The organism is Streptomyces sp. NPDC048352 (assembly GCF_040651895.1).
In the GTDB taxonomy this organism is placed as follows: domain Bacteria; phylum Actinomycetota; class Actinomycetes; order Streptomycetales; family Streptomycetaceae; genus Streptomyces.
The window spans coordinates 1-19,183 of record NZ_JBEZKZ010000057.1; the positions used below are offsets into that span (position 1 = coordinate 1).

Here is a 19,183-nt window from a genome sequence, read left to right on the forward strand (position 1 = left end):
CTTTCCGGGGCGGGTCGGTCGGTCAAGGGTGGCCGAAGGCCATCGCGAAGCGACGCGACGAAGGAGCGCCCTTGAGGGACCGGCCCGACACGGAACGACGATGGGACTGACGGGAAGCCCCCAAACCAGCCCTGACACCGCCCCACCGAAACCCCGCCCCCCACCCCACCCCGCCCCCCCTTCACACCGCCCCCACCCCCCGTCCCGCTAGGGTGGCCCGAGGAGCAAATAGGGACGAAATACACCAAGGGGCCCCATGACCGACCAGCCGCCGCAGCCCCAGCAGCCGCCGCAGCCCCCGCCGGGCCCCGCCGCCCCGTACCCCCTCCCCCCGGCCCGCCGCAGGGCCGACTGGATGTTCGGCGGGGTGTACGGGACCGTGCTGGCCAGTGCGTTGCTGGCCGCGCTGCATCAGGAGGGCGGGGAGTACACCCCGTTCTACGACGCCAGCTGGGTCCTGGTCACCGCCGTCACCGCCGCCCTCGCGCACGGGTACTCGCACCACATGGCGGGCCACGAGCACGCTTCCGCCGGGTACCGGTGGAGGTTGCTGGCCCGCGCCCTGGGGAACGAGTGGCCGATGATCGCCGCCACCCTGCCGACGGTGCTGCTGCTCCTGCTCGCCGGGGTCGCGCACTGGGACCCGTACGGGGTGACGGCCGTCGGGCTCGGCCTGAACACCGCGCTGCTGTTCGCCTGGGGGGCCTTCGTGGCGATCCGGGTCGGCTACCGGATCGCCACGGCCCTGCTCTTCGGCCTGGCGGACGCCACGATCGGGCTGGCCGTCATCGTGGCCAACGCCCTCATCAAATGACCCCGGGTCACATGTCCCCGAGCTGCCCCTCCGCCTCCTCGAGGATCTCCGTCAGCCGGGCCCCGAACTCCGCCCCGCGCGGATCCGGCGTCCCCGTGCGGGCAGCGGTGAGCAGCGCGTCCAGGGCCCGCCCGTAGGCGCCGGGGACGTCGCTCCAGTCGGGCAGCGCGAAGACGCCCTCGGCCCCGCGCAGTTCCAGCCCGACCCCCGCTGCCGCGCGGGGCGCGCTCAGGCTGAGCACGGCGTTGCTGACGACCCCGGAGGCGTGCCGCAGGGCCAGCTGGACCAGGTCGGACGGGCCACGGGTGGCGTGGACGGAGGTGACGTCGCCCAGGACCGGGATCAGGACGGACAGGGCGTGGGGGCCGACGTCCCACAGGCCGCCCTTGGCCTTCCGCCAGGGCGAGTCGGCGTACGCGCTGGGCTCGCCGGCGGGCGGGAAGACCGCGCCGAGCCAGTGCGCGGAGGCGGTGAACCACCCGGAGCGTCCGGCCTGTTCGAGGACCCACGTGGCGGTGGGTTCGGCGAAGCGCAGGGTGAGGAAGACGACGGAGGCGACCCGGTGCGCCGCGGCGGCGTCGGCCACCGCACGGGCGTCCGCGGCCGTCGTGGCGACGGGCTTGTCGAGCAGCAGGTGGCAGCCGGCGGCGGCCGCGCGCACGGCGAGGGGGGCCTGGACGTCGGGCGGCAGGGCGAAGGCCGCGACGTCGCAGTCGGCGAACAGCGCGTCGGGGTCTTCGTACACCTTCACCCCGTGCGCGTCGGCCAGCTCGGCCGCGGCTTCGGGGCGGCGGCCCCAGATCCCGGCGAAGTCGGAGCCGGTGTGCGCGGCGAGGGCGGGGGCGTGGGTGCGGTGGGCCCAGGGGCCGGTGCCGAGCAGGCCGACGCGGGGGCGGGAACCGCCGGGGCCCGCGGCGGGGCCACTGCCCGAGGCGCTGAAATCGTACGAAATGCTCACCTGCTCAGTCTGCCCCACTCGGACGGATGTACGGCCGCCGACCCGCACAAGCCACCCGACCTGCGGTGTAAACCCCGGTAACACGGGGTTCACACACGGGCAACGGATGAGAAATCGCCACGGGGCACGCTGCGACCAGCGACAAAGGCGCCAGGCGCGCGCACCGATCAAGCCACCCGCAGCACCCCGCAGAGTCAGGATGGTCCCGTGAGCTACAAGGCTGAGTACATCTGGATCGACGGCACCGAGCCGACGGCGAAGCTCCGCTCCAAGACGAAGATCCTGGCGGACGGGGCGGAGCTGCCGGTCTGGGGCTTCGACGGTTCGAGCACCAACCAGGCTGAGGGCCACGCCTCGGACCGCGTCCTCCAGCCGGTCTTCTCCTGCCCGGACCCGATCCGCGGCGGGAACCACCTCCTCGTCCTGTGCGAGGTCCTCAACATCGACATGACCCCGCACGAGTCGAACATGCGCGCGCTGCTGCGTCCGGTCGCCGAGCGGTTCGCCGGCCAGGCCCCGATCTTCGGCATCGAGCAGGAGTACACGTTCTTCGACGGCGACCGCCCGCTCGGCTTCCCGGTGGGCGGCTTCCCGGCGGCGCAGGGCGGCTACTACTGCGGCGTGGGCTCGGACGAGATCTTCGGCCGTGACATCGTCGAGAAGCACCTGGACCACTGCCTGGCGGCAGGCCTGGAGATCTCGGGCATCAACGCCGAGGTCATGCCCGGCCAGTGGGAGTTCCAGGTCGGCCCGCTGAGCCCGCTGGAGGTCTCCGACCAGCTGTGGATCGCGCGCTGGCTGCTGTACCGCACGGCCGAGGACTTCAACGTGTCGGCGACGCTGAACCCGAAGCCGGTGAAGGGCGACTGGAACGGCGCCGGCGCGCACACCAACTTCTCCACGAAGGCGATGCGCGAGGACTACCGTGCGATCATCTCGGCCTGCGAGGCGCTGGGCGAGGGCAGCAAGCCGCTGGACCACGTCAAGAACTACGGCGCGGGCATCGACGAGCGCCTGACGGGTCTGCACGAGACGGCCCCGTGGAACGAGTTCAGCTACGGCGTCTCGGACCGCGGCGCGTCGGTCCGCATCCCGTGGCAGGTGGAGAAGGACGGCAAGGGCTACATCGAGGACCGCCGTCCGAACGCGAACGTGGACCCGTACGTGGTGACCCGCCTGATCACGGACACCTGCTGCACGGGCCTGGAGAAGGACGGCCTGGTCTGAGCCGCCGGCCCGGGGCTCCGGCCCCCGCACAGCCCCTCGTCGCCGGCAACGGCGGTGGGGGGGCTGTCGTGTTGCCGGGACGGATCAGTCCACGATGCGATACGGGTGCCGGAACGAGGTGTCCGGGAGTGGCTCGCCGCAGGACGGTTTGCCGGGATTGTGACGACCTGACGACGCCATGACGACGGAATTTGAGATTCCGATCCAACAGGTGGGACGCGCCCTGCCCCGGGCCCGTCGTTTCTGCTTCAATGGCGCCCATGGCCAGCCCTTCACACCCCCCGACAGGTCGCAGCGACCTGGAGCCGTTCTGGCCGTCCCGTCAGGACCACGACTTCGACCGGGTGTGTTGCCGCGCCGAGAACGCGCCGGCCCTCTAAAGCCTTCCGGGACCTCTCACCAGACCCGGGGCCTTCGGTCTGCGCGGTACGCAACGACTACGTGCACACGCACATGCACACGTACGTCCTCTGCCGACCTCTCCGCGTGAAAGAGCCGACCACTCATGACGAGCACCCGTTCCCTCGCTTCTGCCGCTTCCGCCGCGACCTCCGCCTCCCTGCCCTTCCCGCCCGGTCCGCGCCACCGGCTCCGGGCCGTCGACCGGGACGAGGTGGCCCGGGTGGTGGACCTGCTGCCGCCCGGCGCCACCTGGCTGCCCGCGCCGCAGCACGCCCTGCCCACGCTGCCGGGCCAGCCGCCGATGGTCGGCTACCTGGTCCTCGTACCGGCCGACCAGCAGCCGATCGCCTTCGCCCCGCAGTCCGTTCCCGCTCCCGCACCCGCCGCCGGACCGGGCCCGTCCGTCCGGTCGGCGTCCGCGTCCCCGACGACCACCGGGGACGCGCTCGTGCGCATCGACACCGCGCAGCGCACGGCCGAGGTCGACGGCGAGCAGCTGGACCTCACCTACCTGGAGTTCGAGCTGCTCGCCCATCTGGTGGCGCACCCGCACCGGGTGCACAGCCGGGACCAGCTGGTGACCACGGTGTGGGGCTACGGCCACGTCGGCGACGGCCGGACCGTCGACGTCCACATCGCCCGCCTGCGCCGCAAGCTGGGCGCGGCGCACCGCGGCGCCATCCAGACCGTCCGCCGCGTGGGCTACAAGTACGCGCCCTGACGCCGGGATGACGGTGGGCCCGTACGCGGGAAAGCGCGTACGGGCCCACTCCGCCGGCTCCTCCCTACGCGGTCCGCCCCGCACGCCGGCGCGCGGTGAACCCGGCGGCCAGGTCGATGACGAGGAAGGCCGCCAGGCTGATGCCGAGCAGCGGGACGAACCAGCCCACGACTGCCGTCACGCAGGCCAGCGGCAGGAGTGCGGTCACCGGCAGCCTGCGCCAGGCGCCGCGCGGCTGGGCGCGGCCCACCGCCAGCCGGCGCTCCTTGGTGGGACGGCGCATCCACCACATCCGGTAGCCCCACACGACGAGGAACATCACCGCGACGGCGAGCGCGGCCAGCGCGAGCTGGTTGGCGATCCCGAAGGTCAGGCCCATGTGCAGGTCGATGCCGAAGCGGGTCAGCTGGGCGAGCAGCGGGTAGTCGGCGAAGCGCAGTTCGTCCATGATCCGGCCGTCGGCGGGGTCCACCGCGACCGAGTCCAGGTGCACCGGCAGCGTCTTGTCGTTCTCCTTGACGACGTAGCCCTTGCCCTTGGCGGGCAGGGTCACGCGCAGGCTCTCGGTCACCCCGGCGGCCCGGGCGGCGGCCACGGCCCGGTCGATGCCGACGTCGGTGACGGGGGCCGGCGGGGGCATCTCCATGCCGTCGGTCATGACGTGCCCGGCGTGCTCGTCGCCGCCGTCGGCGCCCGCGCCGGGCTTGAGCGCGGCCGCGACGGAGGGGGTGGCTCCGCCGAGCCGGTCCTGGAGCTGCCCGATGTTCTCACCGGCGTAGTTCGACCAGGTCAGGCCGGTCACGGAGAGGCCGACAAGGCCGACGGCGGCCCACAGGCCGATGCTGCCGTGCCAGGAGAGGGTCTTGCGCCGGCCGGTGGCCTTGCGGTCGGGCCGGACGAGGTCGGCCGTGCGGGCGCGGCGGCGGCCGATCCACAGGGCGAGTCCGCCCAGGGCGACCACCCAGAGCCAGCTGGCGGCGAGCTCGCTGTAGTTGCGGCCGGGCTCGCCGAGCTGGAGGCTCGCGTGGAACTCGCTCAGCCAGGCCCGCAGCGGCAGCGCGTCACCGGAGGTGGTCAGCTGCCCCCGCACGCCGGCGGTGTAGGGGTCGACGAAGACGGTGAGGGTCTCGCCCTCCCCGAGCCCCGGGTTCTCCATGATCACCCGGGTGGTCGCGTCGGGCTCGGGCGCGGGCCACACGCCGAGCACCTTGCCCTGGGGGGCGGCGCCCTGGGCGGCCTTGACCTGGGCGCTGAGCGGCAGGGCCTGCTCGCCGACGCTGTCGACGGTCAGTTCGTGGGAGTAGAGGATGCGCTCGGCCTGCCAGGAGCCGGCGTACAGCAGGCCGGTGGCGGCGGCGAGGAAGAGGAACGGGGCTATGAGCAGGCCCGCGTAGAAGTGCAGGCGCAGCAGCAGGGGCCGCAGTGCGGCCCAGCCGCCGGCGGTGCGGCGGGCGGGCCCGGCTGGTGCGGCGGCATCCGGCGCCGGGGCGTTCTGGAGCTCGTCAAGGGACATGTCGGTCCTCGGGGTTCGGCGGAACGGGGGGATCGGCCCCGGTCTCGTCCGTCGCCCGGAACGCGCCGGTCAGGCGGGCGCGGGGAGCGGGACGGGTGTCGCCGGAGCGGCTCCGGCCGCCCTGCGGGCGGGGCCGGCGCTGCCCGGTGCGTGCGCGCGCGCAGGGGCGCGACGGCGGCCCGCGGCGACGCGGTGGGCGTACGCGGCGGGGGCCGTCGGCCGGGCGGGGCTCTGGCGACACGGCGTCGGGGCCGTGGTGCGGGTGTCCCGCCACCCGGGTGGGCCGCGGCGGACCGCGGTGTGGGCGTGGACGGCTCCGCGCAGGCGGCGCGGGCGTTCGTACGGAGGACGCTGCGCGGGCGGGGCCGGTACGGGGGCCACCCGGGTCCGCAGCAGCGCGAGCGCGCGGGCCAGCGGGCGGGCGGCCAGCAGCGCGGTGGCCCCGAGGGCGCCGGCCAGCCGGAAGACGGCGGCTTCGCCCCGGGCCAGCCAGACGGCGCAGAAGACCCCGGCGAGGACGTGCGCGGCGATCATCCCGAGGCCGCCGTGCCCGGCCGTGCCCAGCAGGTCGCCCATCCCGGCCGTGCCCAGCAGGTCGCCCATCCCGGCCATGTCGCCCGCGCCCGGGGCCATGTCGCCCGCGCCGCTCGCCAGGTCGCCCGTGCCGCCCAGGAGGTCGCCGCCGGCCGGGCCCGTGATGCCGTCCGCGGCGGGAGCGCCCGCGGGGGCGTCCATCCGCATGCCGGGCACGTGGTGGTGCCCGGGCAGCGGCTCGGGCACGGCGGCCGGCGCCCGGCCGGCACCGCCGTGGCCATGGCCGTGGCGCGGGGCCTGGCCGGCGGAGAAGGCGAGGTGCAGGACGCCCTGTACGGCGAGCAGCGCGGCGGTGATCCCGGCCGGTCCGCAGCGCCGTCCGGCAGCGGCCCAGGCGAGCGCCCCGGTCACGGCGAAAGCGGCCAGAAGACTACCGAAAGGGACATCCGTCCCGGACATGAGCGAATGCCCCACCGCTCCCAGAGCCACGCACACGGCCGCGAACATCGCGGCGCGCGTGCCGCGCATCGGCGCGCGGGGTGAGGATTCAGGCATGTCCCGGCCATGTTCGCACGGGGCCCGCCGCCACCCGCAAGAGGGCCGTATCCGATCATGGCAGGGTGAATCCATTGCCATGGTCATGGTCATTGCCGCTGGGGGCGGTCTACGCGGGCGGCGTCCAGCTCGGGGCCCACGCCCTCGAACGACTGGTCCCGGCCGAGCGGGAGCGGGTGCTGCGCGGCTGTTCGACGAACGTCGACAACCTCGACGCCGGCCGCTGGGAGACGCTGCTGAGCAGCGCCTGCGTGGTCGAGGAGCCCATGCCGCTGCCGTACGCCCTGCTGCTGGTCGCGGTCCTGGGCTACGCGGAGTACGCGTACGGGGCGTGGTGGACGGCCGCCGTCTTCCTCTTCGGGCACACCGCGGCGACGCTCCTCGTCTACGGGGCCCTGCGCCGCGGCGCCGACCGCGAGACCCGCCGGGCCCTGGACGTCGGCACGAGCTACGGGTTCAACGCCGTCCTGGGCGCGCTCACCTCGGCGCTGCCGCGCGGGGCGGTGCGCACCGCGGTCCGGGCCGGCCTGCTGGCCGTCGCCGCACAGCCGGTGCTGCGGCGCGGACGGACCTTCACCGACGCCGGCCACCTCGTGGCGCTCGGTCTGGGGATCGGGCTGTCCGTCGCCGTCGATTGTCGTTCCGGATCGAATCATCGGAAAATCACTCATGTCTGACCCATGTGCCCCGAAGGGGACGAACGGCGCGCAGGACCCGAGCAAGCCGCCACGAGCAAGCCACCCCGAGCACGCCACACCGCTGGAGCCGCCACGATGACCGCCACCCCCTCGACCACCGTCGCCAACCTCCGCGACCTCGGTGGCACCCCGCTCGCCGGCGGCCGTACCGTCCGCCCCGGCCTCGTGCTGCGCTCGGGCGCGCTCGACCGGCTCGACCTCGACGCCGACCCGGCGGTCGCGGCGCTCGGCCTGCGCACCGTCATCGACCTGCGCAGCGCGCCCGAGCGGGCCGACCACCCGGACCGGATACCCGACGGCGTCCGGCTGCTGGTGCGCGACGTGCTCGCCGACAAGATGAGCGACCGCCGGATGCCGGCCGCCACCCAGCTCAAGGACCTCCTCGCCGACCCGGTGGTGGCCGAGGAGCACCTGGGCGGCGGCAAGGCGCAGACCCTGTTCGGGTCCGTCTACCGCTCCTTCGTCAGCACCGGTTCCGCCCAGGCGGCGTACCGGACGCTGCTCACCGAGGCCGCGGACCCGCAGGCGGGCCCGCTGCTCTTCCACTGCACGGCCGGCAAGGACCGTACGGGCTGGGGCGCGACGCTGATCCTGGCGCTGCTCGGCGCCGACGAGGACACCCTGATGGCCGAGTACCTGTCGGTGAATCCGGCGGTCAAGCTGGCCTTCGCGCCGCTGATCGAGGGTTTCACCGCCGCGGGCGGGGACCCGGACATCGCGCTGGCGCTGATCGGGGTGTTCCCCGCGTACCTGGAGGCCGGTCTGGACGAGGTCCGCGTCCGCTACGGCTCGATGGAGAAGTACGTCCACGAGGGCCTCGGCGTCTCGGAGGAGACGGTCGAGGCGCTGCGCGCCAGGCTGACCGCCTGAGCCGGTCCGCGCACAGGGCCGCCCCGTAAACCTCGAAGGCGGGAATGCGCCCGAACGGGTGCGCCAGGGCGGGTGACCATCCGACGATTCGCTCGTTCTGCTGAACGTGACTGCGCCGGATACCGCCACCCGCCCCCTGACCCCCGACGTCGAGCAGGCCGAGGCCGCCATCGTCGAGCACTACCCGCGGCTGGTGCGGCTGGCCTACCTGGTGCTGCCCCCCGCCCTCGGCCGCAACCGGCGGGTGCTCACCGCGCATTCGCTGACCCAGCGGGCGCTGCCGCGCGGGCGGCGGGGTTCCGACCCCGCGGCCGTGCAGGGCGGGGTGCCGGCGCAGCGCGGCGGGCTGGGCGGGCCCGAGTCCGGGTACGCGTACGTCCGGCTGCGCGTGCTGCGCTCCGCCCTGGAGGCGGGGATCCCGCTGACCTTCCGGGCGCTCCCGCTGCGCGGGCAGCTGCCCGCGCTGCTGCCCCAGGTGTGGGGGCTGCGGCTGTTCCCGCGCTCGGGCGGGGCCGAGGAACTGGCCCTGGACCAGTGGCTGGCCACCCTGAACGGCCCCGGCCGCGCGGCCTGCGTGCTGCGGGCGCTGGAGGGGCTGGCCGAGCCGGACGTGCTCCGGGTGCTCGCCGACGCCGGGGTCGCCGACCCGGCGGCGGCGGTCGCCGAGTCCGGGGACCCGGCGCACGACGCCCTCTTCGCCTCCCCGGAGTTCGACCCGTGCGTGCTCCAGGCCCGCCCCACCGACCTGCTGCGCCGGCGCCGGTTCGCGCGGGCCGGCCTGGCCGCCGCCGCGGCGCTCGCGGTGTGCGGGGCGCTGCTGGCACTGCCGGGCGGGGGCTGGGGCTCGGACGGGCCCGCGGCCCCGCCGTACGCGCGCAACGCGGTGGCGGAACAGGCCCTGGACCCGGGCCAGTTGCTGCGGGCCGCGCCCACGGTGTGGCGTACGTCCTCCCGTACGGACTACTCCGCCTGGCCCGCGCGCGGCGACCGCGCCGGGGACGCGGGGCTGCTGCGCCGGGCGCTCGCCGTATGGGCCCGCCCCGGCAAGGAGGTGGTGGTCTCGGCCACTCCGGGCACCCCGTCCGGGCCTCCGATGGGGCCGGCGCAGCTGCTGTTCGCGGGCACGGTCGACCAGGCCGTGGTGGTCCTGCTGTACGACGGGCTGCGCGTGGTCCGGTACGCCGAGCCGCGCAACGGCACGGCTGGCGCCGCCCTGGACTTCGCCCGGACCGACGGGGCGACGGCGGACACCGCGACGGCGCTCGTGCTGAGCCGGGTCGACGGCAACGTGCGCTACCTGACGGCCCCCTGGGTGACCGGCGCCGCCCTGCGCGACCTGCTCAAGCCGGGCGACCAGCCGGCCCCGCTGAAGCTCACCCCGGACGGGGTCACCCCGCCCGTGGTCGGCCCCGCCCCGGGCGGCGACTGCACGAGCTGGAGCGCCCTGTCCCTGACCGGCGACGGCGCCACCCGGCTGGTGACCGACCTGGGCGAGCTGACGCCGGCGCGGCTGACCTCGGGCGCGCCGGGCGCGGTGCGGGACGTGACGGAGGGGGCGGAGCTCGGGGAGTGGTCGAAGACGGCGTGCCTGCTGCCGTCGGTGCGCTCGCACGGGGTGCGCACCGTCAACGCCTGGACGTACGCGAAGCAGCCGCTGCCCGAGGGCGACGGGACGGCCACCTGGCTGTGCACCCGGGCGGAGACCTGGCAGGGCACCGCGGACCGGGTGCAGGCGCAGTTCCTGGCCCCGGGGGCGCCGCTGGCGGCCCAGGCGGCCAAGGCGGAGGGCTCCCCGGCCTGCGGGCCCCGGGAGCCGCGGGTACTGGCCGGGGTGCTGTGGAAGTCCCGCGCCGGGCAGTGGTACGTACTGGCGGCGGGGAGCGCGCAGTTCGCCTCGGTGTCGGCATCGGGGTCCGGGGTGAGCGGCAGCGCGACCGGCAACCGGCTGGCGCTGAAGGCGCCGGAGGGTGCGCAGGTGGACCTGTCGGGGAAGCTGACGGACGGCACCAAGGCCGGGGCGCTCCGCTAGGGGGTGGTCCCCGCCGGCGGGTTCGGCAGCGCCGGCGGGTTCGGTAGCGCCGGGGGGTTTTCCTGGCGGGTACCCATCAGTACATTGACGCCATGTCTAATAGGCTGCCCGCCCCCGCCCCCGTGGCGTCGGAACACATAGGCCTCGCGCCCCGGAACGTGTCCTTCTCCTGGGAGGACACCCCGCTGCACTGGCTGCCCGGCGAACCCTTCGCCGGGCACACCATCAACGTGCTGCACCTGCTGCTCCCCGCCGGTGAGCGCTGGTTCGTGCACGTCTACAAGCAGGCCCTGCCGCACATCACGGACGAGCGGCTGCGGGCGGACGTCATCGGCTTCATCGGGCAGGAGGCGATGCACGCCGCCGCGCACGACGACGTACTCCCCCACCTCAAGCGCCTCGGCCTCGACCCCACCCCCTACACCGCCCAGGTCGACTGGCTCTTCGAGAAGCTGCTCGGCGACCGGACCCTGCCGCCCGGCCGCGCCCGCACCTGGTGGCTCAGGGAACGGATCGCGATGATCGCCGCCATCGAGCACTACACGGCGTTCCTGGGCGACTGGGTGCTCAACGCGCGCGAGCTGGACCGGCGCGGCGCCGACCCGATGATGCTGGACCTGCTGCGCTGGCACGGCGCGGAGGAGGTCGAGCACCGCTCGGTGGCCTTCGACCTGTTCATGCACGTGGACGGCAGCTACCGCCGCCGGGTCCGCACCTGGGCCAGCGCCTTCGCCGCCCTGCTCTTCCTGTGGCAGCGCGGCGCCCGCTTCTTCATGGCGAACGACCCCCTCCTCCCGGGCGCCAAAGCCTCCTACGGGCAGTTCCTGCGGGCGGGCCGCAAGGGTGTCCTGCCCTCGGCGGGAGCGATGGCCCGCTCCATCCCGACGTACCTGTCGCGGACCTACCACCCCTCCCAGGAGGGCTCCACCGCCCAGGCGCAGGCCTACCTGGCCTCCTCCCCCGGCGCCAACGGCGGGGTGCGGCCGTGAAGCGGGCCCTGGCCGTCGCGGCGGTGGCGGGGGCCGCCGCCCTCACCCGGCGCGCCCTGCTCAAGCGGGTGGACCGCTCCCCCCTGTGGCCGCTGCCCGCGCTGGAGAACCCCGTGTCGGGGTACTCGCCGCGCCGGACGCTGCGGGCCGTGGTCGTCTCGCGCACCGAGCCCGCCGAAGGGGTGCTGCGCCTGGTCCTGGAGTCGGACGAACTGCCGGCCTGGACCCCGGGCGCGCACGTGGACCTGACCCTGCCCTCGGGGCTGGTACGCCAGTACTCGCTGTGCGGGGACCCGGCCGAGGCGGGGCGCTGGACGATCGCGGTCCGGCTGGTCGAGGACGGCCGCGGCGGCTCCCGCGAGGCGCACGAGCGGCTGGTGGAGGGGGCGGAGCTGCAACTGCGTCCGCCGCGCAACCGGTTCGAGCTGGAGCCGGCGCCCTCGTACGCGTTCGTCGCCGGCGGCATCGGGATCACCCCGATCCTGCCGATGCTCCGCGCGGCCACGGCGGCCGGCGCCGGCTGGACGCTGCTGTACGGGGGCCGTACCCGCGCCTCGATGCCGTTCCTGCCCGAACTCGCCTCCTACGGGGACCGGGTGACGGTCACCGCCGAGGACGAGGCCGGCCTGCCCGACCTGTCCCCGCTGGCCGGGATCCGGCCCGGCACCCTGGTCTACTGCTGCGGCCCCGAGCCCCTGATGCGGGCGGTCGCGGAGGCCGTCCCGGACCCGGGGGCGGTCCGCCTGGAGCGCTTCGCGGCGGCGCCGCCCGCCGAGGCGAAGCCCTTCACGGTGGAACTCGCCCGCACCGGCACGGCGGTCGAGGTGGCGGCGGACGAGTCCGCGCTGGCGGCGGTGCGCCGCGTGCTGCCCGACACCCCGTACTCCTGCGGGCAGGGCTTCTGCGGGACCTGCCGGCAGCGGGTCGTGGCGGGCCGGGTGGACCACCGCGACGATCTCCTCACGGACGGCGAGCGCGCCGGCTCGATGCTGCTGTGCGTCTCCCGCGCGGCCGCCGACCGGCTCACGCTCGACCTGTAGCGGCGGCGGCCCGTCACCCGTACGGCCCACACCCGCGCGGGAAGTAGGGTGTCGGCATGACAACCGGGGTGCGGCGCAGGATGGGTGTCGAGGAGCGGCGGCAGCAGCTGATCGGGGTGGCCCTGGAGCTGTTCAGCCACCGCTCCCCCGACGACGTGTCGATCGACGAGATCGCGGCGGCCGCCGGGATATCCCGCCCGCTCGTCTACCACTACTTCCCCGGCAAACTCAGCCTGTACGAGGCCGCGTTGCGGCGGGCCGCCGACGAGCTGGCGCAGCGGTTCCACGAACCGCAGGAGGGCCCGCTCGGGGCCCGGCTGCTGCGGGTGATGGGCCGGTACTTCGCGTTCGTCGACGACCACGGGCCCGGCTTCTCGGCGTTGCTGCGCGGTGGTCCGGCGGCCGGCAGCAGCCGGGCCAACGCGATGATCGACGAGGTCCGGCAGGCCGCGTACGAGCAGATCCTCGTGCACATCGGCGTGCAGGACCCGCCGGCCCGGCTGGAGCTCGTCGTACGGTCGTGGGTGTCGCTGGCCGAGTCCACGGCGCTGCTGTGGCTGGACGGGCGGCGCATCCCCCGGGGCGAGCTGGAACTCCAGCTGGTGCACGACTTCGCCGCGCTGGCGGCGGTGAGCGCGGCCTACGACGAGGAGATGGCGGGGATCCTCGTACGGATCCTGGCCGACGAGCCGGCCGACGGGCCCTTCGGGGAACTGGTCGGGCGGCTGGCGGCGTTGGTTCCGGGACCCCGCCAGGGCGGATGAACGCACGGCCGGTGGTGATAATGCCCGCGTGATCATTGACGACGGGATGTTGTTCCGGGCGGCCGGGGAGAAGGACGCCGGCACGCTGGTGAAGCTGTACGACCGGGCCGCGCGCTGGATGCTCGGCCGGGGCATCGACCAGTGGAAGCCGGGCGAGAAGGACGCGGCGCACTTCCGCGCGGTCATGCGCGACGGTGAGGTCTGGCTCGCGGAGGACGCCGACGGGCGCGTCGTGGGGGCGTACGAGCTCTGGTGGTCCGACGAGGAAGCCTGGGGCGTGCAGCCGCCGGTGGCGGGGTACGTGCACCGGCTGATGGTGGAGCGGGAGGCCGCGCCGGCCGGGGCGGGCCTGCGGATCCTGGAGCACGCCGAGTACCGGATCGCCCGCACGGGCCGGGAGCGGGCGCGGCTGGACTGCGTCTCCAGCAACCCGAAGCTGGTGGAGTACTACCGGGGCGCGGGCTACCGGGTGGTCGGCGAGTTCCCCTCGAAGCAGGCCGCGGACGGGCGGGTGTACGGGGTGATCCTGCTGGAGCGGCGCCTGGACGGGTGAGGCACGGCGGTGCCGGAGTCGCCTCCGGCACCGCCGTGCTCCTGTCGGGCGGCGGCCGGCCCCGCCCGGGGCCGGCCGCGCTCGGGCTCAGCCCCGCTTGAACACCGCGACCGTGCGCGCCGGTGCGGTGAACTCCCCCGTCGCCGGGTCGTACGCCGACCGCTTCACCGCCGGGTCCGCGCCCTGCGCCTGTACCGGGTGCAGGGCGTAGCCGGTGCCGGCGAGGGCGGGGACGCGCTGGTGCTGGTCGGCGGGGGTGGCGTTGAAGACCACCACCAGGTCGCCCAGGGCCATGGTGAGCACGCCCGGTGTCTCACCCGGCCCCGAGAGCGGGAAGGACAGCCGCTGCTGGACCGCCTCGGCGGTGGTGAGGGCGAAGGCGGCTTCCGTCGTACGGATCCTCAGCAGGTCGCGGTAGGCGGCGGAGGCGCCGTCGATCTCCGCGCAGCCGGGCACCGGGACGCCGCTCAGCAGCGGCTTGGCGTACGGCCACTTGGCGCGGTTGTCGGCGGCGGGCGGCAGGCCCCGGCCGAAGCCGTTGCCGGCGCGGCAGTCCCAGTGCAGGGCGTTGAACCAGTCGCCGCTGTCGAAGGAGTTGCGGTCCAGCGACTTCGAGCGGAGCAGGTCGCTGCCCGCCTGGGAGAGGGCCGGGCCCTGGGAGAGGGCGGCCGTCGCCATGGCCAGGACCTGCATGCGGGCCCGGTCGGCGGTGGAGGTGCCGGCGGGCAGCTTGTAGGCCAGGGCGTCGTACAGGGACTCGTTGTCGTGGGCGTCGGCGTACGCCAGGGCGTCGCCGGGGGCCGCCGCGTAGCCGGCCGGGGCGCCGTTGTAGTCCACCTCGGAGCCCTTGGTGCGGCGGCCGGCGGAGTCGGTGAAGGCGTACGGGGCCAGGTTCCCCGTCAGGCCCACCTTCAGCAGGTCCTGGGCGTGCAGCAGGCGGGCGCGCTGCTCCTCCGGGGTGCCGTTCGCGGGTGATCCGTTGGGGGCGGTGAACAGGCCGGAGGCGAAGCCCTGGACGCGGGGGTCCTCGTCGAAGGGGCCGCCGCCGCGCACGGCGTCGCGGGCGCGGTCGGAGAAGGTCGCGATGCCGGTGCCGGCCATGTTCTTCTGGGTGGCCTGGACGAAGCGGGCGTCGTCGGCGACCTCCCCGAAGTTCCAGCCCTCGCCGTAGAGGACGATCTTCTTCCCGTCGACCCCGTCCTTGGCGACGGTCAGCTCGTCGAGGGCCTTGCGGACGGCGAGGATGTTGGCCTTCGGGTGGTGGCCCATCAGGTCGAAGCGGAAACCGTCGACCTTGTACTGCCGGGCCCAGGTGACGAGGGAGTCCACGACGAGCCGGCCCATCATGGCGTTCTCGGGCGCGGTGTTGGCGCAGCAGGTGGAGGTCGCGACGCTTCCGTCGGCCAGCAGGCGCTGGTAGTAGCCGGGGACGATGCGGTCGAGGACGGACCGGTCCGACTGCCCGGAGGCGACGGTGTGGTTGTAGACCACGTCCATGACGGTGCGCAGGCCCGCCCCGTTCAGGGACTGGACCATCCTGCGGAACTCCACCGTACGGGCGGTGCCGTTCGGGTCGCTCGCGTACGAGCCCTCGGGGACGGTGTAGTGCAGCGGGTCGTAGCCCCAGTTGTAGCCGTCCTTCGCGGCGGCCGCGGCCACGCAGGCCTGCTGTTCCTCGGAGTCCGGGGCGTACGGCTTGAGGTCGCAGGCCGGTTCGGTGCGGTCCTTCGGGTTCTCCGGGACGGTGCCGAAGTCGAAGGCCGGGAGCAGGTGCACGTAGGAGGTGCCGGCGGCGGCCAGCTCGCGCAGGTGCCTCATGCCGGCGGAGCCGGTGTCGGTGAAGGCCAGGTACTGGCCGGGGTGGCGGGTGGTGGCGTCCGCGATCGAGAAGTCGCGGATGTGCAGCTCCTGGATCTGGGCGCCGGTGAAGGGGACGGCTGCGGGCTTGCGCAGCTCCTTCCAGCCGGGCGGGGCGAGCTCGGGGGCGGCCAGGTCGACGGCCAGGCTGTGGGTGGAGTCGGCGGTCAGGGCGGTGGAGTAGGGGTCGGTGACCAGGTTTCGGACGACCTGGCGGGTGCTGGGGGCCCAGACGGTGACGGCGTAGCGGTAGGGCTTGCCGGTCCAGGAGCGTTCGCCGCGCACCGACCAGACGCCGGTGGTGTCGTCGCGGCGCATGGGGACGGTGCGGCCGTCGAGTTCGAGGGAGACCTGCTGGGCGGTGGGGGCCCAGACGGAGAGGGTGGGGCGGCCGTCCTTGAAGACGGGGCCCAGCGGCGTGCCGTTGGCGTACAGGTCGTCGAGGACGCCGGCGAGCTGGACGCCGGTGGCGGCGAGTACGGCCCCGTTCGCGGCGCGGGCGCTCGCGACGAGCTGGCCGCGCAGGGCTTCGCGTACCCGGTCGCGGTCGCGGGGGTCGACGCTGAAGGCGCCGTACGCCGCCAGGTGCGGGAACTTCTGCTTCTGGGCGGCGGTGAGCGGGGAGCGGGTCAGGCGCAGCCACTGGGCGCCGCCCTCGCGCAGGATGCCGCCGTCGGCGGTGATCCGGCCGTCGCGGGAGGCGAGGAGCTGGACGGAGGCGGCGCTCGGAGGGGCGTTCCAGGCGAGGGTGTCGCGGTCGATCCAGACGGCTTCGGCCTTGGCGAGGTCGAGGGCGGCTGCGGATCCGGCGGGCTGCGGGAGGAGGTACTTCTCGCGGCCGCCCAGCATCCACACCTCGTGGCCGGTGGCCTTGAGGTCGAGGGACTGGTCGGTGGGGAGGTCCTTCTGGTCGCCGTTGTGGAGGATGTAGCTCAGGCTGGTCGCGCCGGCGGCGAGGGGGACCTCGTACACGGCGCCGTAGGGGTCGGTGCGCACCGGGAGCAGCGGCTTGGACCAGTCGGTGGGGGTGGCGGCGCCGGTCCACACGTGCAGGCCCCAGCCGTCGTAGGCGCCGTCGGGGCGCTGGTAGTGCAGGACGGCCTTGGTCTGGTCCTGGGGCGGGTGGGCGGGGCGGTCGGTGCGGGCGGGCTCCTGGCCCTGTTCGAGCCAGATCTCGCCGGTCTTCGTCAGGTCGACGGTGCGGTCGGCGGCGACGTCCTTGGTGCCGTCCTTGTCGATGACGAGGTAGCCGAGGGAGGAGGCTCCGGGCTTCAGGCGGACGTACGCGAAGGCGCCGTAGGCGTCGCGGCCGGTGAAGGGGTGGCCTTCGGGCCAGGGGGTGGCTTCGCCGTCGGCGAGGTCGCCCCAGGCGTACAGGCGCCAGTTCGCGTAGTCGCCGTCGGGGCGGTGGTAGTGGACGACGGCGTAGTCGCGCTGGGTGGCGGTGGGGACGGTGGGCGGCGGGGTCTGGCCGGTCGCGGACGCGGCGAGGGCGCCGGCGGTGCGGCCGGCGGAGTCGACGGCCACGGCCTTGTAGCGCAGGGGCGTTCCGGCGGGGGTGGCGGGCTGGATGGTCTGGGTGACCTTGTAGGGGGCGTGGTCGGCGGAGCCGAGGACCTGCCAGGGGCCGGTACCGGTCTGCGCGGCGAAGACGACCCGGGTGAGGGCGCCGGGGCCGGTGCCGGCCGTGACGTCGGCGGACAGCTCGACGGTGCCGGTGGCGCCGGGGGCCGGTGCCTTGAGGGTGAGGGCGGGCTTGGCGGCGGGGGCGGGCAGGGGGGCGGTGGCCCGGAGGACGGTGGTGCCGAGGGCGGGCAGCTGCACGGTGAGCTTGCCGGCCGGGGAGGCGGTGACCGGGGCGGGGCCGGCGTAGGGGGTGCCCTGGGGGCCGGTGGCTCCGTACAGGGGGCGGTAGCGGGCGCCGGGCGGGGCGTCGATCTCCACGGTGCGGGGCGTGCCGCTGTTGTTGGCGGCGACGAGGTATTCGGTGCGGGTCTTGGGGTCGGTGCGGGCGAAGACGTACGCGGACCCGTCGGCGAGGCGCTCGGTCTGGATGCCGTCGCGCAGGGCCGGGTGGGCCTTGGTCAGCTTCGAGAGAGCACTGATCTGCATGTAGAGCGGGTGCTCCGGATCGTAGGCGTCGCTCTCGTGTGTGCGCACCGTTCCGAGCTGGTCGTCGTCCAGGTAGTCGGCGACGCGGGTGGCGAAGAGGGGCTGGCGGGCGTCCTTGTCGCCGCCTGCGCCGGTGAAGCCCTGTTCGTCACCGGAGTAGACCACCGGGTTGCCCCGGGAGAGGAACATCAGCTCGTTGGCGAGCCGGTAGCGCTCCAGCAGCTCCCGCTCGCCGGCGCCGGGCCGGTCCTGCTTCAGGAAGGAGCCGAAGCGGCCCATGTCGTGGTTGCCGAGGAAGGTCACCTGCTCGTAGGCGTTGGCCTTGTCGGTGGTGTAGCGGTAGTCCTCGGCGAGTACGGAGCCCAGCCGGCCGGCGGGCGCGCCCTGGGAGGCGTACGCGCGGACGGCGTCCTGGAGCGGGAAGTCGAGGGTGGCGTCGAGGCGGCCGCGGGTGACGTACGGGGAGGTGACGGCGGTGTCGGCGGAGTACACCTCGCCGAACATGAAGAAGTCCTCGCGGCCGCGCTTGGCGGCGTACGCGTCGAGGGCGGTGGCCCACTGGGTCCAGAAGCCGGTGTTGACGTGCTTGACCGTGTCGATGCGGAAGCCGTCGATGTCGTAGTCCCTGACCCACTTCTCGTAGATCTTCTCCATGCCGCTGACGACCTCGGGACGCTCGGTCCACAGGTCGTCGAGGCCGGAGAAGTCGCCCTGCTCGGAGGACTCCCCGGCGAAGGTGGAGTCGCCCCGGTTGTGGTACATCGCCGGGTCGTTGAGCCAGCCGGGGACCTTGAGGTCCTTCTTGCCCTCCGGCACGAAGGGGGTGCGGGGGAAGGTGCCGGGACCGGTGGCCGGGAACTTCCTCTTCCCGCCGGCCCCGCCGGCCCCGTCGCCGTAGTCGGCGTCGTCGAACGGGACCCCGTCCTTGGTCAGGTAGGGGAAGGCCCCCTTCGACAGGTACGCGTGGGAGCCCTCCCGGTAGTCGACGACGTCGGCGGTGTGGTTGGTGATGACGTCGAAGAAGACCTTCATCCCCTTCCCGTGCGCCTTGTCGATGAGCCGCTCCAGGTCGGCGTTGGTGCCGAAGTGCGGGTCGACCTGCGTGAAGTCGGTGATCCAGTAGCCGTGGTAGCCGGCCGAGGCGTTGGCGCCCTCACCCTGCACGGGCTGGTTCTTGAAGATCGGCGCCAGCCAGATGGCGGTGGTGCCGAGCCCCTTGATGTAGTCGAGCCGGTCGGTGAGCCCCTTGAGGTCCCCGCCCTGGTAGAAGCCCTTGTCCGTCGGGTCGAGGCCGGTCTCCAGGCGGCCGCCGGCCAGCCCGCCCCGGTCGTTGCGCGGGTCGCCGTTCGCGAACCGGTCCGGGAGCACGAAGTAGAACTGCTCCCGGGTCAGGTCGTGCCGGGCGGGCTCGGCGGCCAGCTTGGCGTCCGACGGCGGGGCCGGGGGCTGCGCCTGGGCGGCGGCGGCCGCGGGGAGGGCGGGCAGGAGCGTCGCGGCCAGGGCGGCGGCGAGGGCTCCTGCGGCGGGGCGTATCAAGGGGTCTCTCC

At 74.5% G+C, this 19,183-nt stretch carries 14 protein-coding genes; 10 read left to right on the forward strand and 4 right to left on the reverse strand.

Going from position 1 to position 19,183, the window contains the following annotated elements; genetic code table 11:
- The first annotated feature begins 256 nt into the window (after positions 1–256).
- Positions 257–814 (forward strand): hypothetical protein, encoded by a 558-nt coding sequence (locus tag AB0D45_RS25065; protein WP_362462823.1) that lies wholly within the window; start codon positions 257–259, stop codon positions 812–814.
- A gap of 7 nt (positions 815–821) precedes the next feature.
- Here AB0D45_RS25065 and AB0D45_RS25070 read toward each other — a convergent pair whose 3' ends face one another.
- The gene (locus AB0D45_RS25070; RefSeq protein WP_362462899.1) at positions 822–1,766 is read right to left on the reverse strand and encodes a Gfo/Idh/MocA family oxidoreductase; all 945 of its coding nucleotides are present in this window, start codon (positions 1,764–1,766) and stop codon (positions 822–824) included.
- A 213-nt stretch (positions 1,767–1,979) separates the two neighbouring features.
- Here AB0D45_RS25070 and glnII point away from each other — a divergent pair, with 213 nt between their 5' ends.
- Together glnII and AB0D45_RS25080 are read left to right on the forward strand one after the other, a co-directional pair.
- Entirely contained in the window at positions 1,980–2,999 is a 1,020-nt protein-coding gene (glnII, locus tag AB0D45_RS25075; RefSeq protein ID WP_362462826.1) for a glutamine synthetase, read from the forward strand.
- A gap of 505 nt (positions 3,000–3,504) precedes the next feature.
- Positions 3,505–4,122, forward strand: coding sequence for a winged helix-turn-helix domain-containing protein (locus AB0D45_RS25080; RefSeq protein WP_362462829.1), 618 nt, complete (start codon positions 3,505–3,507; stop codon positions 4,120–4,122).
- Positions 4,123–4,186: 64 nt separating this feature from the next.
- On the opposite strand, the gene AB0D45_RS25085 is transcribed toward AB0D45_RS25080, so the two are convergent.
- Both AB0D45_RS25085 and AB0D45_RS25090 read right to left on the reverse strand, forming a co-directional pair.
- On the reverse strand, positions 4,187–5,635 hold the full coding sequence (locus tag AB0D45_RS25085) for a PepSY domain-containing protein (protein ID WP_362462831.1): 1,449 nt from the start codon (positions 5,633–5,635) through the stop codon (positions 4,187–4,189).
- Positions 5,636–5,704: 69 nt separating this feature from the next.
- On the reverse strand, positions 5,705–6,580 hold the full coding sequence (locus AB0D45_RS25090; protein WP_362462834.1) for a hypothetical protein: 876 nt from the start codon (positions 6,578–6,580) through the stop codon (positions 5,705–5,707).
- 236 nt (positions 6,581–6,816) lie between these two features.
- On the opposite strand from AB0D45_RS25090, the gene AB0D45_RS25095 reads away from it, so the two are divergent.
- The 7 genes from AB0D45_RS25095 to AB0D45_RS25125 all read left to right on the forward strand — a co-directional run bounded on the left by AB0D45_RS25095 (position 6,817) and on the right by AB0D45_RS25125 (position 13,667).
- Positions 6,817–7,401: a rhomboid-like protein gene (locus AB0D45_RS25095; RefSeq protein ID WP_362462837.1), complete on the forward strand. Its 585-nt coding sequence runs from the start codon at positions 6,817–6,819 to the stop codon at positions 7,399–7,401.
- Between the two features lie 96 nt (positions 7,402–7,497).
- Positions 7,498–8,292: a tyrosine-protein phosphatase gene (locus tag AB0D45_RS25100; RefSeq protein WP_361600860.1), complete on the forward strand. Its 795-nt coding sequence runs from the start codon at positions 7,498–7,500 to the stop codon at positions 8,290–8,292.
- Between the two features lie 106 nt (positions 8,293–8,398).
- Complete coding sequence (locus AB0D45_RS25105; RefSeq protein ID WP_362462840.1) at positions 8,399–10,321, forward strand: hypothetical protein; 1,923 nt, start codon at positions 8,399–8,401, stop codon at positions 10,319–10,321.
- Positions 10,322–10,413: 92 nt separating this feature from the next.
- A complete protein-coding gene (locus AB0D45_RS25110) occupies positions 10,414–11,310 on the forward strand; it encodes a metal-dependent hydrolase (RefSeq protein WP_362462843.1) in 897 nt (298 codons plus the stop codon).
- Positions 11,307–12,350 (forward strand): PDR/VanB family oxidoreductase, encoded by a 1,044-nt coding sequence (locus AB0D45_RS25115; protein ID WP_362462846.1) that lies wholly within the window; start codon positions 11,307–11,309, stop codon positions 12,348–12,350. The genes AB0D45_RS25110 and AB0D45_RS25115 overlap by 4 nt, the downstream gene beginning before the upstream one ends.
- A 56-nt stretch (positions 12,351–12,406) precedes the next feature.
- Positions 12,407–13,114 carry a TetR/AcrR family transcriptional regulator gene (locus AB0D45_RS25120; RefSeq protein WP_361600872.1) on the forward strand — a complete coding sequence of 236 codons (708 nt, stop codon included), beginning with the start codon at positions 12,407–12,409 and terminating at the stop codon, positions 13,112–13,114.
- 28 nt (positions 13,115–13,142) lie between these two features.
- Positions 13,143–13,667, forward strand: coding sequence for a GNAT family N-acetyltransferase (locus tag AB0D45_RS25125; protein ID WP_362462848.1), 525 nt, complete (start codon positions 13,143–13,145; stop codon positions 13,665–13,667).
- 87 nt (positions 13,668–13,754) lie between these two features.
- Here the strand turns inward: AB0D45_RS25125 and pulA are convergent, their stop codons facing one another.
- Positions 13,755–19,172, reverse strand: coding sequence for a pullulanase-type alpha-1,6-glucosidase (gene pulA, locus AB0D45_RS25130; protein WP_362462850.1), 5,418 nt, complete (start codon positions 19,170–19,172; stop codon positions 13,755–13,757).
- Positions 19,173–19,183 lie beyond the last annotated feature (11 nt).

Coding starts and splice junctions, on each gene's coding strand:
- AB0D45_RS25065 (WP_362462823.1), top strand. CDS start 257: ATGACCGACCAGCCGCCGCAGCCCCAGCAGCCGCCGCAGCCCCCGCCG.
- AB0D45_RS25080 (WP_362462829.1), top strand. CDS start 3,505: ATGACGAGCACCCGTTCCCTCGCTTCTGCCGCTTCCGCCGCGACCTCC.
- AB0D45_RS25085 (WP_362462831.1), bottom strand. CDS start 5,635: ATGTCCCTTGACGAGCTCCAGAACGCCCCGGCGCCGGATGCCGCCGCA.
- AB0D45_RS25100 (WP_361600860.1), top strand. CDS start 7,498: ATGACCGCCACCCCCTCGACCACCGTCGCCAACCTCCGCGACCTCGGT.
- AB0D45_RS25110 (WP_362462843.1), top strand. CDS start 10,414: ATGTCTAATAGGCTGCCCGCCCCCGCCCCCGTGGCGTCGGAACACATA.
- AB0D45_RS25120 (WP_361600872.1), top strand. CDS start 12,407: ATGACAACCGGGGTGCGGCGCAGGATGGGTGTCGAGGAGCGGCGGCAG.